General features: G+C 36.1%; 23 protein-coding genes. 22 read left to right on the forward strand and 1 reads right to left on the reverse strand.

The features are described 5' to 3' along the window. Nucleotides 1-87: 87 nt before the first annotated feature. Nucleotides 88-267, reverse strand: coding sequence for an IS1/IS1595 family N-terminal zinc-binding domain-containing protein (locus BUA11_RS10575; protein WP_425432312.1), 180 nt, complete (start codon nt 265-267; stop codon nt 88-90). 142 nt (nt 268-409) lie between these two features. Between BUA11_RS10575 and BUA11_RS09605 the strand changes: the two genes are divergently transcribed. The 22 genes from BUA11_RS09605 to BUA11_RS09705 all read left to right on the forward strand — a co-directional run bounded on the left by BUA11_RS09605 (nt 410) and on the right by BUA11_RS09705 (nt 26,263). After that, entirely contained in the window at nt 410-4,375 is a 3,966-nt protein-coding gene (locus BUA11_RS09605) for an AAA domain-containing protein (RefSeq protein WP_072760990.1), read from the forward strand. A 738-nt stretch (nt 4,376-5,113) separates the two neighbouring features. After that, on the forward strand, nt 5,114-5,263 hold the full coding sequence (locus BUA11_RS10250; RefSeq protein WP_158510125.1) for a YkvA family protein: 150 nt from the start codon (nt 5,114-5,116) through the stop codon (nt 5,261-5,263). Nucleotides 5,264-5,398: 135 nt separating this feature from the next. Then, the gene (locus BUA11_RS09615; RefSeq protein WP_072760992.1) at nt 5,399-7,840 is read left to right on the forward strand and encodes a type I restriction-modification system subunit M; all 2,442 of its coding nucleotides are present in this window, start codon (nt 5,399-5,401) and stop codon (nt 7,838-7,840) included. Continuing rightward, complete coding sequence (locus BUA11_RS09620; RefSeq protein ID WP_072760994.1) at nt 7,833-9,074, forward strand: restriction endonuclease subunit S; 1,242 nt, start codon at nt 7,833-7,835, stop codon at nt 9,072-9,074. The genes BUA11_RS09615 and BUA11_RS09620 overlap by 8 nt, the downstream gene beginning before the upstream one ends. Further along, the gene (locus tag BUA11_RS09625; protein WP_072760997.1) at nt 9,064-12,270 is read left to right on the forward strand and encodes a type I restriction endonuclease subunit R; all 3,207 of its coding nucleotides are present in this window, start codon (nt 9,064-9,066) and stop codon (nt 12,268-12,270) included. Before BUA11_RS09620 ends, BUA11_RS09625 begins: the two co-directional genes overlap by 11 nt. Before the next feature lie 5 nt (nt 12,271-12,275). Then, nucleotides 12,276-12,950 (forward strand): M48 family metallopeptidase, encoded by a 675-nt coding sequence (locus tag BUA11_RS09630; protein ID WP_014451156.1) that lies wholly within the window; start codon nt 12,276-12,278, stop codon nt 12,948-12,950. Nucleotides 12,951-12,973: 23 nt separating this feature from the next. Next, on the forward strand, nt 12,974-13,144 hold the full coding sequence (locus tag BUA11_RS10355) for a hypothetical protein (RefSeq protein WP_155804085.1): 171 nt from the start codon (nt 12,974-12,976) through the stop codon (nt 13,142-13,144). Beyond that, nucleotides 13,131-13,508: a YkvA family protein gene (locus tag BUA11_RS09635; RefSeq protein WP_072760999.1), complete on the forward strand. Its 378-nt coding sequence runs from the start codon at nt 13,131-13,133 to the stop codon at nt 13,506-13,508. Before BUA11_RS10355 ends, BUA11_RS09635 begins: the two co-directional genes overlap by 14 nt. Nucleotides 13,509-13,640: 132 nt before the next feature. Continuing rightward, entirely contained in the window at nt 13,641-14,408 is a 768-nt protein-coding gene (locus BUA11_RS09640; RefSeq protein ID WP_072761001.1) for a SagB/ThcOx family dehydrogenase, read from the forward strand. Between the two features lie 54 nt (nt 14,409-14,462). Next, a complete protein-coding gene (locus BUA11_RS09645) occupies nt 14,463-15,356 on the forward strand; it encodes a DMT family transporter (RefSeq protein WP_072761003.1) in 894 nt (297 codons plus the stop codon). Beyond that, nucleotides 15,325-16,395 carry a hypothetical protein gene (locus BUA11_RS09650; protein ID WP_143145327.1) on the forward strand — a complete coding sequence of 357 codons (1,071 nt, stop codon included), beginning with the start codon at nt 15,325-15,327 and terminating at the stop codon, nt 16,393-16,395. The genes BUA11_RS09645 and BUA11_RS09650 overlap by 32 nt, the downstream gene beginning before the upstream one ends. 174 nt (nt 16,396-16,569) lie before the next feature. Continuing rightward, nucleotides 16,570-18,306, forward strand: coding sequence for an ABC-F family ATP-binding cassette domain-containing protein (locus BUA11_RS09655; RefSeq protein ID WP_072761008.1), 1,737 nt, complete (start codon nt 16,570-16,572; stop codon nt 18,304-18,306). A gap of 33 nt (nt 18,307-18,339) precedes the next feature. Then, nucleotides 18,340-18,795: a GNAT family N-acetyltransferase gene (locus tag BUA11_RS09660; RefSeq protein WP_072761010.1), complete on the forward strand. Its 456-nt coding sequence runs from the start codon at nt 18,340-18,342 to the stop codon at nt 18,793-18,795. A 36-nt stretch (nt 18,796-18,831) separates the two neighbouring features. Next, complete coding sequence (locus BUA11_RS09665) at nt 18,832-19,710, forward strand: deoxyribonuclease IV (protein ID WP_072761011.1); 879 nt, start codon at nt 18,832-18,834, stop codon at nt 19,708-19,710. An 18-nt stretch (nt 19,711-19,728) separates the two neighbouring features. Then, entirely contained in the window at nt 19,729-20,184 is a 456-nt protein-coding gene (locus BUA11_RS09670; RefSeq protein ID WP_178137769.1) for an SRPBCC family protein, read from the forward strand. Nucleotides 20,185-20,207: 23 nt separating this feature from the next. Beyond that, nucleotides 20,208-20,828 carry a thiamine diphosphokinase gene (locus tag BUA11_RS09675; protein WP_072761013.1) on the forward strand — a complete coding sequence of 207 codons (621 nt, stop codon included), beginning with the start codon at nt 20,208-20,210 and terminating at the stop codon, nt 20,826-20,828. After that, nucleotides 20,807-21,925 (forward strand): 1-deoxy-D-xylulose-5-phosphate reductoisomerase, encoded by a 1,119-nt coding sequence (gene dxr, locus BUA11_RS09680; RefSeq protein ID WP_072761015.1) that lies wholly within the window; start codon nt 20,807-20,809, stop codon nt 21,923-21,925. The genes BUA11_RS09675 and dxr overlap by 22 nt, the downstream gene beginning before the upstream one ends. 24 nt (nt 21,926-21,949) lie before the next feature. Further along, nucleotides 21,950-23,437: a M50 family metallopeptidase gene (locus BUA11_RS09685; protein WP_072761017.1), complete on the forward strand. Its 1,488-nt coding sequence runs from the start codon at nt 21,950-21,952 to the stop codon at nt 23,435-23,437. Nucleotides 23,438-23,474: 37 nt separating this feature from the next. Continuing rightward, nucleotides 23,475-24,548 (forward strand): flavodoxin-dependent (E)-4-hydroxy-3-methylbut-2-enyl-diphosphate synthase, encoded by a 1,074-nt coding sequence (gene ispG, locus BUA11_RS09690; protein WP_072761019.1) that lies wholly within the window; start codon nt 23,475-23,477, stop codon nt 24,546-24,548. A 74-nt stretch (nt 24,549-24,622) separates the two neighbouring features. After that, entirely contained in the window at nt 24,623-25,402 is a 780-nt protein-coding gene (surE, locus tag BUA11_RS09695; RefSeq protein ID WP_072761027.1) for a 5'/3'-nucleotidase SurE, read from the forward strand. Next, a complete protein-coding gene (def, locus tag BUA11_RS09700) occupies nt 25,380-25,880 on the forward strand; it encodes a peptide deformylase (protein WP_072761021.1) in 501 nt (166 codons plus the stop codon). The genes surE and def overlap by 23 nt, the downstream gene beginning before the upstream one ends. A 131-nt stretch (nt 25,881-26,011) precedes the next feature. Beyond that, on the forward strand, nt 26,012-26,263 hold the full coding sequence (locus BUA11_RS09705; protein ID WP_072761023.1) for a hypothetical protein: 252 nt from the start codon (nt 26,012-26,014) through the stop codon (nt 26,261-26,263). Nucleotides 26,264-26,651: the final 388 nt, after the last annotated feature.

Below are 26,651 nucleotides of genomic sequence, written 5' to 3' on the forward strand. Positions count from 1 at the left end.
GATAGTGTTAACTTGTAGTGATGAAAGAGTGTAAGTGTGAAAGAATGAGATTGATATTACCATTGTGCGTTTTCCAAAAATTCTTGACTACCCAAAAACCTTAGACCTACCACAAGAAGGGCATTTGGGATAAGGGAAAGAGAAGTTTTTGTGTTTGTGAGAATGGGAAAGTTTGAAGGAATGATGGCAGAGTTTGCAAAGGAATTGTTGGTTACCGTATTTGTCATGACCGTTTTTGTAAAAGCTGGTGGAATAACGTTTTGGCAAGAGAGCATTGAGTTATCCCTATCGGGATACCTCCTTTGTCAAGAGTAGGTTGGGGGGTGTCCCATCTTTATAAGAATAATGCGGTTTTTGGAAAGTTTCAATACTTTTAGTTAACATTATCAAATTTGTGGCGGGTGGTAAAGTGCAAGAGATATTTAAAAAATATAAAGAAAGGTTGGTTAATTTAAGCGGCAGAAACAGAAGTTTGGTGATGAAAAAGATATATAAAAAGCATTCATTTGATTTGTATCTATTAAAGAACTTTCAAGATAATATAGATAAAGATATCTTGAGATTTCTTTTCTCTAGAAATAAAGGAAGAATTAAGATTCTACAAGACCCATATATTTGGCAAAATCAACAAATAGCTATTCTTCAAACAAATATAAATAATCAAATTAAGGAAGCAATAGAAAAACTACAAATAGCAGATAAGGTGAAGTTAGAAGAAGAAAAACAGAAGATAAAATTTAAATATCAAGAAAAATTCGAAAATGAAAAGCGAAGAATAGAAGCACAAGCAGAAACACTTATAACTTATTCAAATTCATTAAATTACCTAAATAAAGAGATATTGTCTACTGAAAAGGAAACAGGTAGATACGAAATGTATATTGGATATCCTTTTGTTGAAGGATGTTTAAAGGACGAAACATTTGTAAGGGCTCCACTTTTGCTTTTTCCTGTAAAGATATTTAAAATGGGAGATGAATGGTTTCTTGAAAATATTTTAGATGAGAATGTAATGATAAATAAAGTATTGTTAGTGGCATTTTCTAAATTCAATGGTGTACAATTAAATGAAGAAATAGAAAATGAATTTGATGAATTATCAAGTTTAGGGTTTGATGATTTAAACAATATTGTAAGTTATTTAAATAAGATGGGTATAGAGTTAAAAATGTCGGAAAGAACAGAAGTTCAAAGATTTATCGAAATAAAGGCAGATACAGATAGAGTAACTGATTACGCAATAGGGGAATTGGTAATAAAGCCATATTTGATATTAGGACGCTTTCCAATAGCAAATTCAATATATGTTGATTATTTAAGATTAGAAAAAACTGATGAAGAAAATGAGTTGGTTAAAAAGCTATTGACTAATGAAGGTGTAAGAGATAATGGAGATACTGGTTATTTATTTAGTGATGAATCTGAGAAAATAAAAGAAGAGGATTTTTATTTTTTGACAGAATTAGATTTTAGTCAGGAAAAGGCTGTTAAAATGGCTGATTCAACAAAACAGCTTGTAATTTATGGTCCGCCTGGTACAGGTAAATCGCAAACTATCGCAAGTATAATATCTGATGCATTATCTAAAGAAAAAAAGGTGCTGATGGTTTCAGAAAAAAGGGCTGCTCTTGATGTTATATATAACAGATTAGCGAAAATAAATTCAAAGATAGTTCTTCTGCATGATTCTAATAAAGATAAAAAGAATTTTTATGAAAAGGTTAAAAATGCTTTGGAAAATATAGAGGATAACTATATACAAACATCATATGGAAGAAAGATAAATACATTAAGTGAAATAAAGAAATATTCTGAAAGAGTAGATAACAATATTTCGAAATTAGAGGAACTTGCAGATTTCCTTCACAAGGAAAGAGAATTTGGATTATCATTACAAAAGATGTACTCAATGTCTAAAAAGATTGTTTCAAAGGAAGATGCTAGATATGAAATATTTAGGAAATTTAAAACGTGTAATTTTGTTGAAGCATATAAGTATGATGATGTAAAATCAAGCGTTGAAAACATACTTAAAGAAGGTGTTTTGGAAGATTATTTTAAATACAAAAGATACGTTTCTAATAATAGTATGATATTGAAAATAAGAGAAGGTTCAGATCGTTTCGATATAGATGATTATATCGATAAATTAACCAGTATAAAAAATGATTATAGTAACGCAGAGATTAAATTGGATTTAGATGAAATTTGTAAGGATAAGCTTTTAATTCTTTATAAAGAAAAACAAAATGTGCTGCCAGACGATATAACTGCTTTAAGTGAAGCTATAAATAAAGAGAGTAATAGAGAACTTTTAGTTAAATTAAACAATGGTAGATGGTGGAGCCTTATTTACTGGTTAAATTATAGTAAAAATAAGAAAATAGAAATGGAAAATAAAAAGGAATACGAAAGAAGGGGACAAGAAATATATAAAAAGCTCTTAAATGATAAAGAAAAGATAGATGCATTTAAAAAGAAATTTGACTTTATAAGAGATATAGTAGTGGAAGATGAATACGAAGAATTAATAAAAAGCATATATGATTTAAAAGATTTAAGTGGATATATCGATAAATTGATAGATGGCTTGAGTATATACGAAGATTTCATGAAAACAATTGCTAGACTAAATTGGCTTTCAGATAAAGAGAAAAACATCTTAGACTTTGTGTATGAGATAACAAATGATTTAAACCACGCTCGCAAAATAGTGAACGATATTGAGGAGTACTTTATTTTGTACAATATAAATAAGATAGAGAATCAAGAAAAGGATAAAATCACATTGTATGGAAAATGTTATGACTTAGTAGGAGACAGCAAAAAATATATGGCTCGTAAAAGGGAATTGATTGCGCAATATATAGTCGAGAAATGGGACAGTATTTTTATAAACACTAGAAACAGAGATTTTAATAGATATAAAGAATTTGAAAGACAAGCACAAAAGAAAAAGATGCTTTGGCCTATTAGACAGTATGCAAACGAATTCAAAGATATGTTATTTGATTTATTTCCATGTTGGCTTTTAACCCCAGAAACTGCATCCGAAGTTTTACCTTTAGTAAATGGATTATTTGATATCGTAATATTTGACGAGGCTTCTCAAATATTTGTTGAAAATGCAATACCTGCAATATATAGAGGTAAAAGAGTTGTTATAGCAGGAGATGATAAACAATTACGACCTACGTCTGTATTTAAAGTAAGATTTGATGATGACGAAGAATATGAAGATTTAGAGGTAGCAGCAGCATTAGAAGAGGAAAGTTTGTTAGACTTAGCTAAGGTTAAATATGATTCTGTTCATTTAATTTACCATTATCGTTCTAAATATCAAGAGTTAATTAATTTTTCAAACTATGCTTTTTACGGCGGAAGATTAAAAATTTCACCTAATGTAGAAAAAACAGATATATCTAAGTTTAAGCCGATAGAGAGAATAAAGGTAAATGGAAGATGGATTAAGAAAACTAATATAGAAGAAGCAGAAAAGGTTGTTGAGTTGGTTAAAGATATACTAAAGAATAGAAAAGAAAACGAAACTATAGGTATAATAACCTTCAATATTACACAAAGGGATTTAATAGATGAAATGCTTGATAATGAAGCATCTAATGATCCGTATTTTGAACAGCTTCTTTTAAAGGAAAGGGATAGGTTAGAAAACGGAGAGGACAAGAGTTTATTTGTAAAGAATATAGAGAATGTACAAGGTGATGAGAGGGATATAATTATATTCTCTATAGGGTATGCACCAAATGAAAATGGTAAGATTTTAGCAAATTTTGGTTCTTTATCTGTGGATGGAGGAGAAAATAGATTAAATGTAGCAATAAGTAGAGCAAAGAAAAAAATATATGTTGTTACCTCAATTGAACCTGAGGAATTAAATGTAGATTCAACTAAAAATAACGGGCCAAAACTTCTAAAAAAATATTTACAATATGCAAGGGAAGTTTCAAATGGAAATAAAGAGATGGTTGAGACTATTTTAAACAGCATTTTAGATTCCGATTTATCACCAAACACTCAAAAGACATTTGATAGTGATTTTGAACAGGAGGTGTATGACGCTTTAGTTGAAAGAGGATACCATGTAGACACGCAGGTTGGTGTGGCGGGATATAGGATAGATTTAGCTATTTATGACCCTAATACATCAAGATATATATTGGGAATAGAGTGTGATGGTGCAACTTATCACAGTTCAAAATCTGCAAGAGAAAGGGACATTCATAGGCAGAGATTTTTAGAGTCAAGAGGATGGAACATAATAAGAATTTGGAGTAGAGATTGGTGGGAAAACCCTCAAAGGGAAATAGATGAAATAGAAGGATTTTTGAAAGATATGATAGAGGCATTTGCTTAAAATATCTGTTTGGTATTATTCTTGAATCTATTTTTTAGTTTAAGTCTTATTGTATCTATTTGAAGGTGTTCAATAGGAATACTAACCCTTCTGGTTTTTTGTCAAGTAGGTGTCAAAGACTAAGCTATTAGATAGCACCTATTCTCTTTAGTAGAATTAAGAAAACTTCGATTAGTGGGGAACCTACAGGCAAAAAAATTAGCTAATGTTATTTATGAGAAATGTGTAGAAAACTTTAATCTATTAACAACTTAAAATAATAATGCTTTTATTGTATCAATATCATCCCCCAAAGACAAAACATCTGAGTAGATAATGTACGAAGCCCTGGTTTATTCCAGGGCTTTTTTGTTTCGTAGTACGCATTCACTTGGAGGTGATGGGAATGAGACTCAATTTAGCAGCTAAAAAACAACTTTTTGAATCTTTGAAAAATGACATCTAAAGCCTATGCATTTCAGGGGATGAAAGATAGGTAAAAACGAAGTGGTTCGACAGCAAAGTAAAAGCGTTGAAAGGTCTAAAAAGTCGGTTGAATGTAAAGAAAGAAAAAATAAAGTATTTGAAATATTCGGACGAGGACGATTATGATATAATTAAAGTGTATACTAAAGTTGTAACATATTAACCTAATAGATGTAATAGACCTATAAGAAAGGAGAGGTACCTATGCAAGAATATTAGGTTAAGTGGTTAAGCGGAAAATATGGAGTTTCATTTAAAACAAACTTAGCTATTGTGATAGTAGTACTTTATTTTGTTAATCCCATAGATGCCCTACCAGATGGCATTCCTTCTCTTGGCATAACAAATGATGCGGATGTATTTGCGCTCATAATAAACCAAATTAGAGTTGAGTTGGATAGATACAAAGAATGGAAACGATGACTTATTCATCTTGCGAACCTACCTTTTTCAAGAGTTGTTTGTGAGTGTCTCATATTTAAAGGATAATGTGCTTTTTGGAAAGTTTCAATAGTTTTAATAAACATTATAATAAATTTATTAATTGGAGGGATCGATTTGGCTGGTGACAAAATAACCTTAAGACAGCTTGAAACACATCTTTTCAAAGCAGCTGATATACTCAGAGGTAAGATGGACGCCTCTGAATATAAAGAATATATTTTTGGTATGCTTTTTCTAAAATATGCATCAGATGTCTTTGAGGAAAAAAGACAGGAGTTAAAAGATAACTATAAGCTCATGGGATTTTCTGAAGAGCAAATACATGAGCTTTTAGAAGATCCAATCTCTTATGGCGATGCCTTTTTTGTACCTGAAAAGGCAAGATGGGAAAATATTTTGAAATTAAAAGAGGATGTAGGAAATCAACTAAATAAAGCCCTGAGCGCTTTAGAAGAAGCAAATCCAGAGCTTGATGGAGTTTTGAAACACATAGATTTTAACGCAGTAAAGGGAAAAACCCGACTAAAGGATCAGCAGCTTATTGACCTTATTAATCATTTCAACAAGTATAAACTGACACCTTCAAACTTTGAATTTCCTGATCTGCTTGGTGCTGCTTATGAGTATTTGTTAAAGGAATTTGCCGATTCAGCTGGTAAAAAAGGAGGCGAATTTTACACACCGCCACATGTCAAAAAATTAATGGTAAGATTAGTTAAGCCCCGTGAGGGCATGTCAATTTATGACCCAACTGTGGGCTCTGGTGGTTTTTTGATTGAAGCGTTCCACTACGTTGAGGAACAAGGACAAAACCCAAGAAACTTAGCTCTTTACGGGCAAGAACTCAATGGATTGACATGGTCTATATGCAAAATGAATATGATTTTGCATGGCATCAATGATGCAAAAATTGAAAACGAAGACGTACTAACAACCCCCATGTTTTTGGAAAATGGATACATAAAAAGGTTTGATAGAATATTAGCCAATCCACCTTTCTCAGAAAATTATAGCCGCGCAAATATGCAGTTTGAAGAAAGATTTAAATATGGCTTTACTCCTGAGAATGGGAAAAAGGCAGACCTTATGTTTTTACAGCACATGATTGCAAGCCTGAAAGATGACGGAGTAATGGCAACAGTTATGCCCCATGGAGTTTTGTTCAGAGGTGGACAGGAAAAGGTTATAAGGGAAGGGATTGTAAGAGATGATTTGATTGAGGCAATAATAGGACTGCCACCGAAGCTTTTCTACAACACCGGAATACCTGCTTGTATTATTGTGATTAATAAAAACAAGCCAGAACATTTAAAAAATAAGATCTTGTTTATTAACGCTGATAGAGAGTATGGAGAAGGTAGAAATCAGAATTTCTTGAGACCAGAGGACATAGAAAAAATAGTCACAGTGTTCGATGAGAAAAAAGAGATACCTAAATACTCAAGGTTGGTTGATATAAAAGAGATAGAGGAGAATGATTTTAATCTAAATATTCGACGGTACGTAGATAATTCCCCAGACCCTGAAATCGAAGATGTGCGTGCCCATCTTTTTGGTGGTGTACCGAAGAAAGAAGTATTGCTGTATGAAAACCAGTTGAGGAAATTTAAGTTGAGCTATGATATTTTGCTATCAGAGAAGAGTGAAGATTATTTGGAGTTTAGAAAAGACATTACTGACAAAAATCAAATTAAGGAACTGATTGATAACTGTGCTGAGGTTAAACATACAATAGAAGAACACAAAGAAAAACTTTTGGAGTGGTGGCAGATTGTAAGGACCGAAATTGAACAGTTTTACGGCAAAAACAATCTTTGGAAGTTTAGAAATGAAGCTTTGAAAAAGTTGAAAGAAAGTCTCTTGCCAATTGGAACATTTGATGAGTTCAAAATAGCGGGCATATTTGCAAATTGGTGGGAAGAACTTGTTTATGATTTTAAAAGTATAGTTTCTGCGGGTTGGAACAAGAATTTGGTTGAAAGAGAAAAAATTAAAGAAAAATATTTTAAAGAACATATGGAAGAAATTGAAGATCTTGAAAACAGACTTGCCGAAATTGAAGCAGACTTAAGTGAGCTTTTAGAAGAGGTTGAAGACTGGGACGAAGAAGAGCAAGGAGATAAAACTGCAAGCAAGGTCAAAGAGTTTCTGAAGGACTTGGTTAAAGATTTAGAATCAAAAGACAGCGAGGCTGCAAGAAGAGAAGCAAGAAAATGGGAAGATTTGTTGGAAAATATTGCTCAAAAAGAAAAGGAAATTAAAAAGGTAAGAAGCGAAATAAGCAGAAAGCAAAAGGAAATTGAAAATAAGATAGATGAAAAGATTGAATCTATTACCGAAGAAGAAGCAAAAGAGCTATTGCTTGAAAAGTTCTTTGAATTAATTAGCAATCAACTTGAAAAGTACTTAAATGCAGAGAAAAAAGAACTGATAAAGATTTTTGAAAAGCTGTGGGATAAATACAAAGTTTCTTTGCAAGACTTGAAAGCTGAAAGAGATGAAGAAATCAAAAAATTGGAGGAATTTTTACAAAGGCTGGGATATTGCTATGAGTGAGAATGTTAAATTGCCTGATGGATGGCAGAAAGTAAAACTGAGCGAAATAATTGAAGAAGTTAAAGAGAGAAATATTACTAATAATAAAGAGTATCCTATATTAACTTCTTCTCGTAAAGGAATATATATTCAAGAAGAATACTTTAATCGTGTTGTTGCAAGTGAAAACTTATCTAATTATAAAATCATCAGAAAAAATGAGTTTACGTATCGCTCGATGAGCGATAACCAAACTTTTGTTTTTAATAGACTTGAATTACTTGAGGTTGGATTAGTGAGCCCTGCTTATTATGTTTTCAAAGCAAAAAATTCTTTGAGCACATTCATTAAATATTTTCTAAATAATTCACAAGAAATAAAATCGCAGATTTCTAAAGTAATAGAAGGAACAACAAGGACAGCTCTAAGATTTAATCAAGTTTTAAAGTTTGTAGCAATGGTTCCCCCTCTTCCCGAACAACGTAAAATCGCAGAAATACTTGAGACAATTGATAATGCAATTGAAAAAACTGACGCTATTATAGAAAAATACAAACGTATAAAGCAAGGTTTGATGCAAGATTTGTTTACTAAAGGAGTGGTAAGTGAGGGTGAAGGTGAAAGTGAGAGGTGGAGGTTGAGAGATGAGAATATTGATAAATTCAAGGACTCACCGCTTGGGAGGATTCCAGAGGAGTGGGAAGTGGTAAGATTAGAAAACATTTCTGAATTAATATATGGAGAAAGATTGTCATCTGAAGAATATGTTGATGATGGTGATTCTCACGTTTATGGTACAGCAGGTGTAATTGCAAAAACTAATAAATATGTGGGTATAGGAGAATCTATTGTAATTCCAAGAAAGGGTTCAATAAATAATAAATTTTATGTGTGTGCTGGGCAAAAATTTTTTGTTATAGATACTGCGTTTTATATGAATGTGAATAAAACGATAAGTAACGTGAAATTTCTTTTCTACCAATTGGAACAAATAGACTTTAACTTTTACAATGAAGCCACAGGTGTTCCAAGCCTAAATCGAAATGTTGTAAGAAAAATCACTATATCTCTTCCTCCATTATTTGAACAGCAACGCATAGCTTCAATTTTATCTCAAATAGATGAAGCCATAGAAAAAGAGCAAGCCTATAAGGAAAAACTTGAAAGAATCAAAAAAGGCTTAATGGAAGATTTGCTAACAGGCAAAGTCAGGGTAAACCACCTTATTGAGGAGGAAGATAAAGATGGTAACTAAATTGGACGAGGAACATTATGTTGAAAATCCATTCCTCTTTCAGCTTCAAAGGCTTGGATGGAAGATTTATAGGCAAAACAAAGATAACCCTGAGGATACAAAAGAAATAATATCGTTCACTTCTTCATTAGAACCTGAATATGGTAAAAGCCAAAAATTCAGAGAAAGTTTTAGAGAAGTGGTCCTTGAGGAAGTTTTAAGTGAGTCTTTAAAGAGAATAAACCCATGGATAGAAGATGACCAAATAAGTGAAGTTGTTCGAAAAATTACAACACCACAGTCAAACTCTCTTTTAGAGGCAAATAAAGAAATCCATGACTTGCTTTTAGAGAATACCTCGGTTTCTGAAAATAGAAAAACAGGAGAAAAGAGCCCAACTGTTAAGTTTATTGATTTTAAAAACCCAGACAATAATTCATTCATTGCGATATCACAGTTTAAAGTGAATATAACAGGGACTGAAAAACATATTGTTCCCGATATAGTTCTTTTTGTAAATGGTTTGCCTCTTGTGGTGGTTGAATGCAAATCTCCAGCAATTGCTGACCCAATTTCTGAAGCAATTACTCAGCTTATGCGCTATTGTAACAGACGTGGTGCAAGTGAGGGAAATGAAAAGCTTTTCTGGTACAACCTATTTGTAGTAGCTACCTCTAACCAGGTTGCGAAGTATGGTACAATAACCTCAGACTACGAGCACTTTGTTGAGTGGAAAGACCCTTATCCTTTTTCACTGTCAGACGTAAATCCAGATGGAAATGTAACAAGCCAGCAAATTTTGATTCATGGTATGCTTTCAAAAGAAAACCTTCTTGATTTGCTTCATACATTTACCATCTTTAAAGAAGATCCAAAGAGCAAAATGATTAAGGTTGTTGCAAGATATCAGCAATTTAGAGCAGTAAAGAAGATGATAAAAAGACTAAAAGAGGGCAAAACACCAGACGAAAAAGGGGGAATTGTTTGGCATACTCAAGGTTCCGGTAAATCTTTGACAATGATGTTTATGGTTCGAGAGCTTTATCACAATCCTGAGTTTGGAAACTACAAAGTTGTTTTTGTCACAGATAGAAAGGACCTTGAAAAGCAGTTAAATGAAACATCAAGAAGTGTTGGATTTACAGTTAAGTTAGCAAGAAGCATACAAGAGCTTAAAGAACTTTTAAAGACTGACACACCCGAACTTGTTATGGCTATGGTTCATAAATTTCAAGAGAGGGAATTAAAAAGTGAATTTCCCGTCCTTAATACATCACCTAATATACTAATAATGATAGATGAAGCACACAGAACCCAGTACAAGCTTCTGGGCGCAAATTTAAGAAAAGCTCTTCCAAATGCAACAAAAATAGCATTTACAGGTACACCTATAGAAAAGACGGAGATGACGTTTGGCGACTACATCGACAAGTATGGTATAAAGCAGGCAGTTGAAGATGGTGTGACTGTTGAGATTGTATATGAAGGAAGAGTACATAGCGCAGAGCTTTCAGACGAAGAGGCAGCAAATGCAAAGTTTGAAGATGTTTTCAAAGACGCTGATAAAGATACAAAAAGAATGATAATGGGAAGATTCACATGGAGAGCATATCTTGAAGCTGAAGAGGTAATCCGCGACAAAGCCAGAGATATGATAGAGCACTATATAACTCATATATTCCCAAATGGATTTAAAGCTCAAGTTGTTACAGTATCTCGTCTTGCTGCAATAAGATATAAAAAAGCACTTGAAGAGGCTCTCAAAGAAAAGATTTCTGAATTGGAAAAAGAAAATAACTCAAAAATAGATTTAGAAACATTGAGAAAGTTAGAGGTTGGTGTGGTTATTTCAGGAGCTCAGAATGACCCACCTGAGTATCGTCCTTATACTGACCTAAATGAGCACGAAAGGATAATCAGAAGTTTTAAACTTCCATTTGACAAAGTGGACGAAAATGGTATCAGCGGCAATGTTGGTATCTTAGTTGTTCAAAATATGCTAATAACTGGTTTTGATGCACCTGTTGAGCAGGTTATGTATCTTGATAATGTGATAAAAGGTCATAACTTGCTACAGGCTATTGCAAGAGTAAACAGAGTTTATAAAAATAAGTCATGTGGTTTTGTTGTAGATTATGTAGGGGTTTTGAAACATTTAAAAGAGGCACTTGCTATTTACGCAGATGAAGATATTGACGAGATTTCACAGGTAGTTAGGAACAAAGCAAAAAGCGTTGATGAATTGAAGTTGAATCACCGCAGGATTGAAGAGTTCTTTGAAAAATATAAGATTAAAAATTGGCGTCAGAATATAGACGAGTGTATTGACATTCTTGTAGATGAAGAGATTAGAGATGAATTCATAGCACTTGTAAGACAATTTAACCGTAGTATGGATGCAGTTCTTCCCGACCCAGAGGCCTTAAAATATGTACATGATTTAAAAATTCTGGGTTTTATAAAAGAATCAGCAAGGAATAGATACAGAGATGACAAACTAAGTATAAAAGATACAAGTAACAAGATAAGGGGGATTATTGAAGAGTATCTACATTCTCAAGGTATTGATCCTAAAATACCACCCACTCCGCTTTTTGAAGACAAATTTCTCGAAAAACTTCACAAGGAACCAAGTAAAGCAAGGACACAAGAACTTCAATATGCCATCGTTGAGCATATTGAGAAACATTGGGAAGAAGACCCAGAACTCTATGAAAGATTTTCTGATAGGTTGAAAAGACTACTTGAAGAATATAAAGAAAATTGGGACGTTTTGTATGATGAGCTTGAAAAATTAAGAGGAGAGATGAAAAAGGGAAGAGAAGTTGAACAAACATTTGGACTTGATCCTAAGAAAGAAATGCCATTCTTTGGTCTGCTCAAAAGTGAAATATTTGGTAAAAAACCTGTCAGTGAACTAACTGATAGCGAGATAGATTTTCTTGTTAACACGACTAAAGATATTATAGAAATAATAAGTAGAGAGGCTCAGAATGTTGATTTTTGGGAAAATGCAGTCAAACAAAAGAGGCTTAAATCTCATATAACTTCACAGTTGCTTAAGAAAATATCATCTTCTACTCTTAAAAATAATGATACTGTAAGTGAAGAGACTGTACCTTATATGGTTAATTCTATAACCGATATTGTATTCGGCAAAAGAAATGAAATAGCTCAAAAATTAATAGAACTTGCTTATCATCACTTCAGGAAGTGAGATTAATGGAAGACATAAAAATTGAAAAGATAATACGCTCGAAAAGAAAGACCATAGCTTTGCAGATAACAGAGAATGCAACGCTAATCGTTAGAGCACCATTTGAGTTAGATGAACAGACTATTTGGAAAGTTATAAATAAACATAAGAAATGGATTTATAAAAATAAAAAAGAGATAGAAGCAAGAGATCCAAAAGTTTTGCCCAAAGAATTTGTGAGTGGAGAAGGATTTTTATACCTTGGCAAGTATTATAAATTGCATATAGTAGATGGGCAAGAACAGCCGCTTAAATTTGAAAATGGGTTTTATCTTTCAAGAAGTGCTTTGCCAGAAGCAAAAAAGGTGTTTATAGATTGGTATAAAAAAGCTGCTTACGAGAAGATTATAGAACGGGTAAACTGGTGGGCTCAAAAAAGAGGTTTTAAATATAACAAAGTAAATATAACAAATGCCCAAAGAAGATGGGGGACTTGTTCTTCTAAAGGGAATTTAAACTTTTCTTGGCGGCTTATTATGGCCCCCCTTTCTGTTATTGATTATGTTGTTGTGCACGAACTTGTGCATCTTGAAGAAAAAAATCATAGCAAGGCCTTTTGGACAAAAGTAAAGATGCTTATGCCTGATTATAAAAAATATGAAGATTGGTTAAAAAAGAATGGGTATTTACTGAAACTCTAATGAAATTTGTGGAGGGTGGTAAAGTGCAAGAGATATTTAAAAAATATAAAGAAAGGTTGGTTAATTTAAGCGGCAGAAACAGAAGTTTGATGATGAAAAAGATATATAAAAAGCATTCATTTGATTTGTATCTATTAAAGAACTTTCAAGATAAAGATATTTATGCAGGAGGTATTATTTATGAACAATTCTGAATACGAATCTGAATATGAAAAATATAGAAAGAAAGCTGAAGAATATATAAATGATAGAGAAAAAACCAGGAATCTTTTAGATCAAGCTGCGAAAAAGGCTAAAAAACAAGGGCCTTTAGACAAAATATGGGATGATATTCAACTTATGTTTGGATTATTAGGCGATTGGTTAAGTGGAACATATAAAGTTTCAACAGGAACAATCTTAGCTATTTTGGGAGCAGTAATTTATTTTGTTACTCCCATTGACGCTATAGCAGATTTTATTCCTGTTCTTGGTTGGATGGATGATGCAGCTGTATTTACGCTAGTAATAAACCAAATTAGAGCTGAGTTGGATAGGTATAAAGAATGGAAACGGTGAGTTATTCATCTTGGGAAACCTGCTTTTGTCAAGAGTTAGTTGGGGGTGTTACCTATTTAAACGGTAATGCGGTTTTTGGAAAGTTTCAATACTTTTAGTTAACATTATCCCAGACTCCAAGGGGGGGATTTCATGAGAAACAATGACTTTACAGATTTCACAAAGGCAAGATCACTTTTAAAATCAAACTGGGAAGAGCTTGAGAATTTTAAGAGCGACCAGCAAAAAGGCGAACCGATGCCGCCTTTTGAAAAGCCCATTCCTGAGGGAGTTAACTTGGTGGAATTGCCTGAATTTAAGGATAGCGTCGTAGCTAAATCAACAAACATTTTTGAGGCTATTGCTAATAGGAGAAGTCATAGAAAATACCTTAAAACACCTTTAACCCTTCAGGAACTTTCTTTTCTGTTATGGGCAACACAGGGTGTGAAGAATGTAACTCCGAAGGCCACTTTTAGAACAGTGCCATCAGCCGGAGCAAGGCATCCTTTTGAAACGTATGTATACGTCAGAAATGTGGAAGGGCTGAATGAGGCAGTTTACAGGTACTTGCCTATTGAACACAGTTTAGTCTTGCATCGATCAGATAGATACTTGCGTGAAGAAATTATACGTGCAACGCTTGATCAAGCCTTCGTTGGAGAAGCTGCGGCTGTTTTTATTTGGACCGCGATACCCTACAGAACGGAATGGAGGTATGGTCCGGCGTCTCACAAGGTGATACTCTTGGATGCAGGGCATGTCTGTCAAAATCTTTATATCGCCTGTGAGGCTATAAAAGCGGGCACTTGCGCGATTGCAGCGTACAGTCAAGAACTGATGGATAAATTCTTAAAACTTGATGGCATCGATGAATTCGTGGTTTATCTTGCGCCAGTTGGAAAGGTTAATCATGAATGATTTAAGGATAATGTGAAGATATGTGAAGAATCTGAGAGGACACCGGGGGGTATTATGGAGAATCTTGATAACGAGATTTCTTATACACTGAAGGAAAAATTCATTGCGACTTTTTGGTTGTTGTTTTTGACGTTTTTGTGGGGTCTGACCTTTCCCATACAGAAACTCATTCTGACAGAAGAAGTCTCACCTTTTTTGTACAATGCAATCCGATTTTGGATTGCCACTTTTTTATCAGCCATAATCTTTAAAAAGTCTGATTGGAAGAGAGGTTTCATACTTGGAATTGTCATGGCGCTTGCCTATGCGACTCAAACTTGGGGATTAACGATCACTACATCTACGAAGAGTGGATTTATAACGTCTCTTTATATAGTAATAGTCCCATTTTTTGCGTATGTTTTTGAACGTGAGAGAATAAAACTTTTGCAAGCTGTAGGATTTATTGGTGCACTTGTTGGTATGTATCTATTGAGTGGTGGTATAAGCGGTTACAATTTTGGAGATTTTCTGACGACGATATGTGGCATCATGTACGCGTTACATGTGGTGCTTATAACGAAATTCTCTCGCCGGGTGAGTGAGTATGCACTTTTGACACCGCAATTTTTTACAGTAGCACTGTTGAATACAATCTTCAACATCTTCTATGCTGGTGGAAACCAATCTTCGTGGACTTTCTCTCTCAATGCACTTTTTGTTGCTGGTTTCACAGCTGTTACAGCAACGATAGCTGCGATAATAATACAAGCGAAGTATCAAAAGGTTGTTGGGAACAACGTTTCGGCACTCATATTCGTTGGAGAGCCGATATTCGCGATGCTGCTATCGATGTTGATTCTAAAAGAATCGCTCACGCTTATTCAAATCTTTGGCGTGATATTGATGATAATGTCTATAATTGCGGGGGTTTTAAATGTCAGCCGAAATGAGACAGATAAACGTTAAAGGAGAAAAGGAACGTCTGTTTTGGATCGACTACGCTCGTGGACTCGGACTTGTATTAGTTGTACTGGCACATTCGCAGTTGCCGTTCAAAATTTTTGAGATTATTTCTTACATTATAGTGGTTTTTCCATTCATTTCTGGTTATTTATATAGAGAGATGAATTTAAACGAATTTTTCAAAAAAAGAATACCACTTATTTACAGTTATTACCACATAGGTTTTATTGGTCTTGTACTTTGGCTTTTTTTAGTTCCGCTGGAATTAAAGAAGGCAGATAATCTGAGCTATGTTATTAACTACATTTTTGTTAGAACTGTTGACATGGATTCTGTACCGCTAACGATCGTTCCGTTGTGGTATTTGTTCTTTTTGTTTCTGGCTGAGTTTGTTTATCAGGTTTCTAATAAATTGAACATTTTGTATTACGTCATTGCGTTGGGTATAGCGAAGCGTTTCATGGGGTTCCAAATTCACAGTTTTAAGATAGGAGTCGCATTTTCAGGATTGTACATGTTCCATCTTGGCAGGGTTTTTAAAGAAAAGAATGTGCGTATCAACAACACTGTTGGGATTATGTCCTTAGCCGGCTGGGTTATAATTGGTTGGTTTTTTGGAGAGACTGGTTGGAATGTCGATTACTACGGGAAGAACGCAATTGGCACTTTCTTTGTTATAATCGGCGAGATTTTTTGCGCTATGTTCTTCTACTGGTTCGCTAAGATTTTGGAGAAAGCGGTAAATCAAAAAGGATTCTTGCACGTAGTTTCAGTGTATATCACTAAATTTTTGAAGGAGTTTTCTGATAATGCCATCTTCGTCTTTGGATATCATATAACCGTAGGAGGTTTAATTTTTGCATTACTCATGGCGTTTGGATTCGATGTTAGTATTGAAAGCGTAAGCAGGTATTGGTATGTAACTTTCTTAATCATGACTGCTTCTATGTACTTACTCGTCAAACTCTTGCCAGAACCCGTTAAGTTATTCTTTACACAGCCTGATGCCTTCCTTAAGAGGATTCGAAAAAATAAAGCATAGTTAAAGATAAGTGGCTTTGGCTTGCAATAAAGATGGCTATCTGAGAGGATAGCCATTTTTTAGTCTCATGTTTCGAAGAATAGTTTAAAAGGATACTTAGATATGGTACAATTAATAAAGCAATGGCCTGAAGTGAAAAATGGTGTAAAACACTGCGAAAGGGTGTAGAAATAAATGATAACTATTAGCAATCTTTCAATATCTTTCCCCGAAAAGACGTTGTTTCAGAATTTTAATGTGAGCGTTTATCCCAATGAAAAAATAGGCCTTATGGGTAAGAACGGATGTGGGAAGAGCACGCTTTTGAAGGCAGTTGCTGGTACTTTCAGCGATTATACAGGCGAGATATCAGTACAAGGTAAGGTTTTATACATGGACCAGTACAGAACGTTCGATGCGAGGACACCGTACGAATACTACATGAAAATCGCCGACACTCCAGAAAAGGAAAAGAGCGCACGGAGTATTTTAAAAGGGCTCGGCTTTTCAGAAGAAGATTGGCACCGTGATATTTCTACGTTCAGTGGTGGAGAAAAGACTAAATTGCACATCGGAAGGCTATTTGTGGAGGAGCCAGACTTTTTATTACTTGACGAGCCGACGAATTTTCTCGATATTGAAAGTATAGAATTTTTGAAAGAGCTATTGAATAAATTCCGTGGTGGCTATATCGTTATATCCCACGATAGAGATTTTTTGAGGGGTGTCTGCAAGAAATTTTGGGAGATAAATAACGAGCGTGTGTGGGTATTCGATACAGATTTTGACCACTACCATATCGAAAGGCAGAGAATTATAGAAACTCAAAGGCGGCAAGTTGCGAATGTGCAAAGAGAAGTGGATAGGTTGAGGACGATAATAGATAGATATAAAAAATGGGGAAGAGAGAAGTTTGTAAAACAGGCAAAGAGTAAAGAAAAGATGCTTGAAAAGATGCTCGAAGAGCTTGAAAACATGCCAAACTTGTATTTGGAGGAGGAAGATAAGAAGATAGAAATTCCAACTCCTGAGAATACTGGGTATGTTGTGCTGGATGTTAAGAACGTTTCTTGGGAAAACCTTTTGAGAGATGTCAATTTTACCGTATACAACGGTGATAAGATAGCGATAGTCGGACCTAATGGTTCGGGAAAGACGACTCTTCTTAAAATTATTACGAACAAGATAAACTATGAGGGCAACGTCTTGGTAGGCTATAATGTGAAGATGGTTTATCTTGAGCAGTTCGTCGACCAGCTTGATCTGGAAAACACGGTCTTCGATGAAATATTTGAAGAAATGCTAGACAGACCTGATTACGTTATCCGTGCCTATGCAGGCAGATTTGGTTTCAAGGGTGAGGCGGTATTTAAAAGTGTTGGTGAATTGAGCGGTGGTGAGCGCCAGATTCTTGCGCTTGCCAAGGTCTTGTTGAGAAAGCCGAACGTGCTTATCTTAGACGAGCCTACTAACCATATGGACCTCGAGACTGTTGAGGCACTCGAAGATGCGTTAAAAGAATACAGGGGCTGTGTTATAATGGTTTCACATGACTTAGAGCTCATAAGAAACGTTTGCAACAGGTTTTTGACTATCAAGAGCGGGACTATTGTCGAAGTGAATGAACCAATCTTTTATTCTAAAGAGCGCGAGAGGGCTGAGAAAGAGAAAAACGTAGATTTTGAAGAGCGTAAAAAGCTTAAGAATCAGCTCAAGAGCATGAAGAGGCAGATGGAGGAGCTGAGAACCAGAGAAGAGGAGCTTTACAAGACAATATCTGAAATTGAATCAGAAATGCATACGCATACAGATTATGTCAAACTCATGGAGCTGATGAATATGAAGGATGCTTGTGAGCGGGAGTTACTGAGTATAATTGAGAAATTAGATGAACTTCAATTAAAGGTTTCAGAACTCGAGGGTAGTGATTAAGATAATTGAATTTTTCTTAGGAGTTGTTAATGTATGGGCGAACTCATTTACAAAACTTCGAATGACGATGCCTTGCAGAAATTTAAAATAGATTCAGACGATATCGCATACTTCTCAGAACAAAAAATAACAAAAGCACAACCTGTTGTGCTTGTATTTTCTGTCAATGGCGAGGACATCGGATTTGTGAAGTTCGATTTGCGAGTCTTCAATAGAAATGCCTATATAACCTACTATGTTGTTCCAAAATATAGAGGACAAGGCTATGGAAAAGCGATGTTGAAAAAAGCTATCGAATTCGCATTCGGTGAGATGAATCTGCACAGGTTGACAGCGGAAGTTTATGCGTACAATGAAAAATCTATAAGACTTCTTGAATCACTTGGTTTTGTGAGAGAAGGTTTGATAAGAGAGGCAAAATTCCATGATAATAAATATTGGGACATACTCATAATGGGAGTTCTGAAAGAAGAGGCTCGCAGGAAATAGATTTAAAATTTGCTTTGTGGATAAGAGGTGAAACGCATGAACAAAGATGAAATAAAAGTTAGAGAATTAATAATAGGAGCTCACATGCCAATCGGCGGTGGGTTTGCAAGAGTTCCAAAAGAGACGGTTGAAATACGCGGGAACGCGTTTCAAATATTTCCGCACAACCCGAGACAGTGGCAGGCAAAACTACCGTCAGATGATGATATTATCCATTTTCTGAGAGATGTGAAGAAGTACAATCTCAACCCAGAATATTTCCTTTGCCATGCCGGTTATCTTGTGAACATCGCAAGTCCGAAAGAAGACATTTGGAAAAAGTCTGTCGAGCTGCTGGAAATCGAAGCTAAGATCTGCAATAAGCTCGGCATTAAGTACCTCAATATACATCCTGGCAGTCACCTTGGGTTTGGTGAAAAGGAAGGAATAGAAAGAATAGCCCGTGCACTTAATACTGTAATGAAGAAAGACAAAAATATAAATATCCTACTTGAAAATGTTGTCAAGAAGGGTGGAAATATAGGGTATAATTACCATCAGATGAGAGAGATTATACAGCTCTGCGAGTATGAAGAGAGGATAGGGTTAACGTTTGACACATGTCACGGATTTGACGCGGGTTATGATGTGACGAGTAGTGAAGGTTTGGATGAACTGATTAAGGAAATTGGAAGCACCGTTGGTATCAAGAGGCTAAAATTCGTGCACTTGAACGATACTAAGAATACACTCGGTTCTAACAAAGATAGACACGAAAACATAGGTGTTGGAAACATAGGACCGAAATTGGATATCTTCCTCTCAAATCCCTTATTTGCAAGTTTGCCGCTTATACTCGAAACTCCGGGAGATAATCCTGAACATGCAGAGGATATAGCCAAGGTTAGAGAGATATGGGGAAAAATAAACCAATAAAAGGATAGGTGGGAGTTAATGAGTGAGGTAATTGGAATGAGCAATCAAGAGATGGAATTTCACGAACGTATTAAAGCGCCATTAGAAGTAGTCTGGAAGGCGTTCTACAATCCAAGCGGTTGGGACCCATGGTTTACCGATGGGATGAAGATTGACGAAAAGAGCGGTGAAATTTATTTCAGATGGTTCAGACTCACCGATGGACAAGTTGTTACAGACAATGGCAGGATAGTTAGTGTTATTCATAAGCGCTTGTTTTCTTTCTGGTGGTATGAGTATGAAGATGGGTACAGGTCTTTTGTGGAGTTTTCTTTCCAACCAACCGATGAAGACGAGACTATAGTTACCGTCAAAGACAAGACATTTGTTAAGGACGAGAGCGAGCTCTCCATCAGGTATGGATGTGCGTATGGTTGGGGACAGATGCTCTTGCTCGCAAAGTTGTACATTGAGAAAGGGTTAGTGGTTATTTAATATTTTAATCGGGGGGATACTAAGTGAAGGCTTCTATTATCTTGAATGGCAATTCTAATGGCACTATGTACATAACTGGTGAGTTGATAGTTGCGTGTGATGGTGGAGCAGAAGAGCTCAGAAGAAGGGGGATTGTGCCACATGTACTCATAGGAGATATGGATTCAATATCCGACGACACTCTTGAATACTTTGAATCGAAAGGCGTCAAAATACAAGTTTATCCTCACGAGAAAGATGAAACAGACTTTGAGCTCGCACTTAATTATGTCTTTAAGCACGGAGCAACAGAGGTTGAGATACTGAATTGGCAAGGTGAAAGGATAGATATGATACTCGCAATGATCGGCCTTATGAGCAAGTACGATAACGTTACTGCGATATCGGATAATTGCGAAGTTGGCGTGGTAAAAGCAGGTGAAAACGGCGATCGTATATTAAAAGCGATACATGGCGAAATCTGGTCTTTCATACCTCTTTGCAGCGCAGAATTTTCGATCGAGGGTTTCAAATACAAATTCGACGGAGATATGGATATTACATCTCCGATAGGTGTTAGTAACGTGGCTCTCAGTAATGAAGTCAAAGTGAGTGTTAGACAAGGTAAGGTGGTGTACGTGCGTTGGAAGAAAAGACCGTTGTAATACTTGGTGTAACAGGTTCGATAGGAACTCAAACTGTTGATGTTATTAAAGCGCTCAAGGGTTTTAAAGTAGTTGGCATCTCTTTTGGAAGGAATGTATCGTTAGCTGAGAAGATAATTGATGAACTTGGTGTGAAGTACTACGTTTCTGAGAGAGAGGCTTCAAAGGGTGTTAAAATTGAGACCTTGGAAGAACTTTTTTCGATAACAGAGCCTGATATAGTCGTATGCGCGATTCCAGGTTTTGAAGGTGTGAAAGCTGCGTTAGAAAGCCTAAAACATACCAAGCGACTTGCTCTCGCAACGAAAGAGGCGCTTGTTTGTGCAGGACCGTTTGTCAAACAACTTGCTGAGAAATATTCGGTAGAGATAATCCCAATAGATAGTGAACATTCCGCTATATTCCAACTCTACGAACCTCACATTGATCATGTACTAATAACTGCTTCCGGTGGTGCGGTGAGAGACGTTCCGTTAGATGACATACCTTCACTGACTCCTGCTCAAATTTTGAAACACCCCACATGGAGCATGGGTGGAAGGATAACTGTCGACTCGGCAACGATGGTCAATAAGCTGTTCGAGGTTATAGAAGCACACGAGCTTTTTAATCTTGATTATAGTAAGATAGATGTTAAACTCAATCGTTCGAGTTTCGTTCATGGGATTGTTTTCTTAAAAGATGGGGTTATAAAGATACATGCCGGAAAGCCTGACATGAGAATTCCTATTGCGTATTCTCTCACCTATCCCGAACGGATTTATGAAAGTTGCATTGCTGATGTCAAAGAGTTTGATCTCAGCTTGTACAATGTTGAAGAAGAACGCTATCCAATCTTTCATTACGGACTCGAGTTGGCAAGAACGCAGTCGGGATTGTCTTGGAGGATAGCACTGAATGCAAGCGACGAAATCGCCGTTGAATACTTCTTACGAGAAAAGATCACGTTTCGACAAATTGAGACCGTTGTCAAGAGGACGGTAGATTATGTAATTGAGGCAGATAAATCTGTCGAAAGCATAAACGACGTGTACGAAATAGACAATATCTCTCGAAATTACGCAGCAAAGGTTGTAAAAGAGCTTTTGAGTAAATAAGAAATGATCTAAGGAGGTTGAAATATGACTTTAGTTGTTAACATCATCGCTTTCTTGCTGGTATTCATGTTCATCGTTGTTGTACACGAGTTCGGTCACTTTTTGTTTGCAAGGCTTTTTGGAGTTAAAGTTCACGAGTTTGCGATAGGATTTGGACCGCAGATTTATCGAAAGAAGGGAAAGAAGACGGATTTCAGGATAAATATCTTTCCGCTTGGAGGTTATGTGAGGCTTAAAGGTGAAGACCCGAGCGAGGAAGAAGATCCAGACTCACTTTACGGAGTCTCTGCATGGAAGAGGTTTTTAATAGTCCTCGCAGGTCCTGTCTTCTCGATATTGGTTGGTTATCTGCTTTTTATGTTGATCATCTCGAGTTGGGGTTACGCTCCGATTATAGTCGACAAGGTTATTCCGAAGTCACCAGCGGAAGAAGCCGGTTTAAGATCAGATGATATCGTCATGAAAATCAACGGAAAATATGTGTTTGATACACTTGACATGACCGGGATAATAAGACAGGGTAACCCAATAACGCTTGAGGTGAAACGTGGAGACGAGAGATTAACATTAACCATTCAGCCAAAATTAACACAAAAAGAGTACTATATCTATCTGAAAGATGTTAAAGGCGAAATTGGGCAAGAAATAGAAAGTATCAATAACATACCATTTGAAAAATATATGGAGAAATACTCGAAAGGGTATGTCACGATAAAGACAGATTCAGGTGAACTTAGCGGGATATTAGACAACGTTTCCATTCTACCTGAACGATACGCAATTGGTATTTACTATGGGCAATTTTCCAACGTTTTTGCGAAAGATATAGATGTATTTTCAAAAGGTGACAAGTTGCTAAGTATTGGAGACATGGAAATTCGCTCTTCTAACGATTTGTTGGACGCGGTAACGGCACTAAGTCTGAAAGCTGATGAACTATACTTCAAAGTCAGTGGAAATAGGGTCGAGAGTGTTATTAGACCGGTGGACACTATTGTAAAAGTCAAATACGAAACCAAAGGTGAGTTGAAAGAAGTAGAATTTGAGAAAGACAAACTTGTTCAGATACTCTCCACACCAGGTGTTCTTGAAGAAAAGGCACAGAAGATAAAGCCGAGAGGGTTTGAAGCGATTTCGATAGCTATTGCGAGGAGCAACAGGCTCGCTCTGTATATTTGGAAAACTTTGCCGGGGATATTCATAGGTAGAAACTTACAGGATGTGTCTGGACCAGTGGGAATAGTTCAGATAGTTGGGCAAGCTGTCCAGTTTGGGTTTGAGACAGTGCTCATCGTTGTGGCCGTCATCACTATAAATCTCGGTATATTCAATTTGTTCCCGCTTCCTGCACTCGATGGTGGGCGGATAATATTTGCACTGATCGAAATGATAACGAGAAGGAAGATAAACAGAAACGTTGAAAACCTCATACATACTATTGGATTTTTCTTGCTTTTGGGATTTGTGTTCTTCATGACGTTTATAGATATCGGAAGGTTTTTGGCAAGATAGTGAATTTGAAACAGATGAGAGAAAGAGGTGTATCTGTTTGCTCAAAAGAAGGTTTTCTAAACCGGTGAAGGTGGGTAATTTAACAATTGGTGGAGATGCACCGATAACGATACAGTCGATGACGAATACAAATACGAAAGACGTTGCTTCGACTGTTAACCAGATTAAGTCACTCGTTGAAGCTGGTTGTGAAATAGTTAGGATTTCTCTACCAGATATTGAAAGTGCAAAGGCGATTAAGTATATAAAGGATAGTCTAAAGTCTTTTGGTATAGATATTCCAATCGTTGGGGATATACATTTCGATTACAGAATAGCGATTGAGGCCATAAAGGAAGGCATAGATAAAGTTAGAATTAATCCGGGGAACATAGGTGATGAAAATAAAGTTGCAGAAGTTGTGAAATATGCGAAGGAATTCGGAGTGCCTATAAGAGTCGGTGCAAACAGTGGTTCGTTGCCAAAAGATTTAGAGAATTTGCCTAAGCACAAAGCCATTGGAGAGGCGGCTTTGCGGGAAGTTCGTATACTTGAAAAGCAAGGCTTTGAAGATATAGTTATATCCGTAAAGAGTTCAGATGTCATTGAAACTATAGAAGCGAACAGGTACGTAGGGAATTTAGTTGATTATCCACTGCACGTTGGCGTTACGGAAGCCGGCACGCTCTACAATTCTCTCATAAAATCTTCTGTTGCCCTTGGTGTTTTGATTCTCGAAGGTCTTGTGGATACGTTGAGGATATCTATTGCAGGAGACCCCGTGAACGAAGTTATAGCCGCCAAAAAATTGCTGACCGCACTCCACCTGAGAAAAGGACCGAATATTGTTGCGTGTCCGACTTGCGCAAGGACGGTTTTCGATGTAGAAAGTGTTGCACTTGAGGTGGAAAAGCTTGTTTCGAACATTCGAGGAGATATTACCATATCCGTTCTCGGATGTGTTGTAAATGGTATTGGTGAAGGCAAAGAGGCGGATGTTGGTATCGCTGGTGTAAAAGATGGTGTTGTTTTATTCAGAAAAGGTGAAATAGTTGGTACGTACAAATTTGAAGAAGGTTTGAGAGAACTGAAAAGGCTTATTGATGGCGTGTTGAGAGAGAAGCACATTTGATGTTATTTAATTACGTTGAAATGAGTGAAGGAACGAAAGATTTGAAAAGATTTAAGGTGAGGAGGCTTCCGTTGATGAATATACTATTAGTCAACGATGATGGTGTTACTGCTCCGGGTATTTTATGTGCTGCACGTTATTTAAGCAAAGAGCACTATGTGGTAGTTAGTGCACCGGAATCGGAACAGAGTGCTGTTGGTCACGGAATCACATTAAGATTTCCCCTTTGGGCAAGGAAATTGGACATAAATGAACCATTTGAAATGTATGCTGTCTCAGGAACACCTGCTGACTGCGTGAAAATAGGTCTTGATGTCATTTATAAAGAAAAAGGTATCGTACCTGATGTAGTTATAAGCGGGATAAACCGAGGCGAAAACCTGGGAACCGATGTTGTGTACTCTGGTACAGTAAGTGGTGCTCTTGAGGGTGCGATCGCAGGCATTCCATCAATCGCAATATCCGTTGCCGATTTCAAAGATCCTATTTACGATACGGCTGCACTATTTTTGCTACAGTTTTTGAAGGAGTTTGATATAAGGAAAATCCCAAAGTTTACGGCTTTGAATATTAACGTGCCGTCTCTTCCGTTTGAATCTATAAAAGGTTGGAGATTCACCCGCCAGAGCAAAAGAAGGTATGAAGATTACTTTGAAAAGCGCATAGATCCGTCTGGAAGAGAGTACTACTGGATGCTCGGTGATATAATAGAAGATGATCCGGACCCGAAAGCTGATTATAAAGCGCTTGCTGAAAAGTACATTTCTGTAACTCCGATTACAATATTCATGACCAACGAAGAGCTTTTAAAAGAATTGGAGGGAATATACGGTGAAGGTAAGAGTCTTAGGTGATCCCGTTTTAAGAAAAAAAGCAGTACCAGTGACTGATTTTGCATCGGTTAGAGCTATACTTGAAGAGTTTAAAATGACTATGTATTCTGAAGATGGTGTAGGACTTGCTGCTCCTCAAGTAGGCATTTCTCAAAGGTTTTTCGGAATGGACGACGGTAGTGGTTTTAAGATGATTGTAAATCCTGAAATAATAGAGCACTCTGACGAGAAAGAGTTTGGGGAAGAAGGGTGTCTAAGCGTTCCTGGAGTTTTTGCCGATGTGCAAAGATATAAATGGGTTAGGGTGAGGTATCAGGACGAACACGGAAGTTATCACGAAGAATTTCTCGAAGGTTATCCTGCAAGAATATTCCAGCACGAATACGACCATCTTGATGGTGTATTGTTTATCGATCATCTTGATAGTAAAACACGTGTAGCATTGTCCCAGCAATTAAAGAAGATAATGGAAGAGAGACAAAAAGAAATGAAAAAATAAGTTGTAATATAACAATATATGTTTTTTATGAACTGTATTCACTGATAATTGACAGTAAATGTGATTACTGATATAATAGTAGCAGTGGTGTAATCATTGTTCCTACTACTCCAACGTTGGAGGTGACAAATATGGAAGGAAAATTAATAAAGGACTTTGCCATTAGATACGAACTTGATATCATCAGTAAGAAAATCAAGATCAACGGAGAACCTGAGGAAGATGTGAAATCTTTCCTTAGTGAACTTAAAACTAAGGACGACCTCATCTCAAAAAGGCTTTACAGAGACATTATAGAAAGTGCAATAACAGAGATGCGCACGATGGGATGGCAGGGAATGGATATCAAAAACTGGCTAAGAGATGTGGGATTTGAAGAATGAAAGCAGATTTCAATCATTTTTTTGAAAAAAGGTGAGAAGGGCACAAGCTTCTCACCTTTTTCTTTTATATTCTGCGAAGTGTAAATGGTATAATTAGAATGGAGTACCCCAATTAAGATTTCCGGTAATAAGTCAAGAGGAGAAAAAATAGAAAAATAAAAAACCTAGTCAACACTTTGACTTTCAATAACTTAATATTTCACTTTCATTCTTCACATACTTGATTTCGTTCTTTTTACCTATTTCATCGGTACATACGGTACGTTGTTCTTTAGTAAATAATACACTAAATTTACTAATTTCCTTGCAGTTAATATTAGCGCTCTCATGTGTTTGTGTGTTGTTGCTTCTGCGTACTTTTTGCGATAATATTCTTTGTATACAGGAT

The sequence above is a fragment of the Fervidobacterium gondwanense DSM 13020 genome (genome assembly GCF_900143265.1).
Taxonomy (GTDB): domain Bacteria; phylum Thermotogota; class Thermotogae; order Thermotogales; family Fervidobacteriaceae; genus Fervidobacterium; species Fervidobacterium gondwanense.

Excerpts from the sequence above, each read along its gene's own strand:
- BUA11_RS09620 (WP_072760994.1), top strand. The coding sequence starts at position 7,833 with ATGAGTGAGAATGTTAAATTGCCTGATGGATGGCAGAAAGTAAAACTG.
- BUA11_RS09625 (WP_072760997.1), top strand. The coding sequence starts at position 9,064 with ATGGTAACTAAATTGGACGAGGAACATTATGTTGAAAATCCATTCCTC.
- BUA11_RS09630 (WP_014451156.1), top strand. The coding sequence starts at position 12,276 with ATGGAAGACATAAAAATTGAAAAGATAATACGCTCGAAAAGAAAGACC.
- BUA11_RS09635 (WP_072760999.1), top strand. The coding sequence starts at position 13,131 with ATGAACAATTCTGAATACGAATCTGAATATGAAAAATATAGAAAGAAA.
- BUA11_RS09640 (WP_072761001.1), top strand. The coding sequence starts at position 13,641 with ATGAGAAACAATGACTTTACAGATTTCACAAAGGCAAGATCACTTTTA.
- BUA11_RS09645 (WP_072761003.1), top strand. The coding sequence starts at position 14,463 with ATGGAGAATCTTGATAACGAGATTTCTTATACACTGAAGGAAAAATTC.
- BUA11_RS09650 (WP_143145327.1), top strand. The coding sequence starts at position 15,325 with ATGTCAGCCGAAATGAGACAGATAAACGTTAAAGGAGAAAAGGAACGT.
- BUA11_RS09655 (WP_072761008.1), top strand. The coding sequence starts at position 16,570 with ATGATAACTATTAGCAATCTTTCAATATCTTTCCCCGAAAAGACGTTG.
- BUA11_RS09660 (WP_072761010.1), top strand. The coding sequence starts at position 18,340 with ATGGGCGAACTCATTTACAAAACTTCGAATGACGATGCCTTGCAGAAA.
- BUA11_RS09665 (WP_072761011.1), top strand. The coding sequence starts at position 18,832 with ATGAACAAAGATGAAATAAAAGTTAGAGAATTAATAATAGGAGCTCAC.
- BUA11_RS09670 (WP_178137769.1), top strand. The coding sequence starts at position 19,729 with ATGAGTGAGGTAATTGGAATGAGCAATCAAGAGATGGAATTTCACGAA.
- BUA11_RS09685 (WP_072761017.1), top strand. The coding sequence starts at position 21,950 with ATGACTTTAGTTGTTAACATCATCGCTTTCTTGCTGGTATTCATGTTC.
- surE (WP_072761027.1), top strand. The coding sequence starts at position 24,623 with ATGAATATACTATTAGTCAACGATGATGGTGTTACTGCTCCGGGTATT.
- BUA11_RS09705 (WP_072761023.1), top strand. The coding sequence starts at position 26,012 with ATGGAAGGAAAATTAATAAAGGACTTTGCCATTAGATACGAACTTGAT.